At 72.2% G+C, this 1,468-nt stretch carries 2 protein-coding genes; both read left to right on the forward strand.

Annotated features, from left to right (window positions below):
* The coding region (gene yidC / locus IT540_RS20780; RefSeq protein WP_291181786.1) for a membrane protein insertase YidC at positions 1 to 515 on the forward strand (515 nt) is incomplete at its 5' end.
* 4 nt (positions 516 to 519) lie between these two features.
* On the forward strand, positions 520 to 1,468 hold a 949-nt coding region (mnmE, locus tag IT540_RS20785; RefSeq protein WP_291181787.1), incomplete at its 3' end, for a tRNA uridine-5-carboxymethylaminomethyl(34) synthesis GTPase MnmE.

Genomic DNA, 1,468 nt, shown 5'->3' on the forward strand with positions numbered 1-1,468 from the left:
CGGGGCGCTCGATGGCCGCCATGCGCGTGCTGGGGCCGAAGATGGAGAAGCTGAAGCAGCTCTACGGCGACGACCGGCAGAAGCTCAACCAGGCGATGATGGAGCTCTACCGCACCGAGAAGATCAATCCGCTGGGCGGCTGCCTGCCGATCCTCGTGCAGATCCCGGTGTTCATCGCGCTCTACTGGGTGCTGCTCGCCTCGATCGAGCTGCGCCACGCGCCGTGGCTGGGGTGGATCCAGGACCTCTCCGCGCCGGACCCGTGGTACATCCTCCCGGTGGTCTACGCGGTGTCGATGTTCGTGCAGACGAAGCTCAACCCGCAGCCGGCCGACCCGGTGCAGGCGAAGGTGATGCTCGCGATGCCGATCGTCTTCTCCATCTTCTTCTTCTTCTTCCCCTCGGGCCTCGTGCTCTACTGGGTGGTGCAGAACCTGCTGTCGATCGCGCAGCAGTGGCACATCAACCGCACGCTCGAGGCGGAAGCCGCCGCGAAGGCGAAGGGGAAACGCTAGCGCCGTGGACGCGCGCCCGGACACGATCGCGGCCATCGCGACCGCGCCGGGCCGCGGCGGCATCGGGGTCGTGCGCGTCTCCGGCCCGCTGGCCGCCGCCATCGCGCAGGCCGTCACCGGCCACGCGCTCGCCCCGCGCCACGCGACGCTCTGCCGCTTCCGCGGCGGCGGCGGCGAGATCCTCGACGAGGGCATCGCCCTCCTCTTTCCCGGGCCCCGTTCCTACACGGGCGAGGACGTCCTCGAGCTGCAGGGCCACGGCGGCCCGGTGGTCCTGCGCGAGATCGTGCGCCGGTGCGTGGGCCTCGGCGCCCGCCTCGCGGAGCCGGGCGAGTTCACGCGGCGCGCCTTCCTGAACGATCGCCTCGACCTCGCGCAGGCCGAAGCGGTTGCCGACCTCATCGATGCCGCGAGCGCGGAGGCAGCGCGCGGCGCGGCGTGCTCGCTGGCCGGGGAATTCTCCGCGCGGATCGCCGCGGTCGTGGAAGCCATCACGCGGCTGCGGCTGCACGTCGAGGCGTGCATCGACTTTCCGGAGGAGGAGATCGACCCGGCCGACCGCGCTGCGCAGCACGCGATGCTTGCGGCGGCGCGCGACGACCTCGCGCGGCTGTTCGAGGGCGCGGCGCAGGGCGCCGTGCTGCGCGAAGGGCTCACGGTCGTGCTGGTGGGCCGGCCCAACGTCGGCAAGTCGAGCCTGCTCAACCGCCTCGCGGGCGAGGAAGTGGCCATCGTGACGGCCGTGGCGGGCACGACGCGCGACCCCGTCCGCGCCACGATAGCGGTCGAGGGCGTTCCCATCCATCTCATCGACACGGCGGGCCTTCGCGAGTCGGGCGACGAGGTGGAGCGCATCGGCATCGCGCGCACCTGGGAGGCCATCGGCCGCGCGGGCGCGGCGATCCTCATCGAGGAGGCCTCCGGCGGCGCGGGTGAGGAGGAGTCGCGCATCC

This window comes from Hyphomicrobium sp., from assembly GCF_020852195.1.
Lineage (GTDB): Bacteria > Pseudomonadota > Alphaproteobacteria > Rhizobiales > Hyphomicrobiaceae > Hyphomicrobium_C.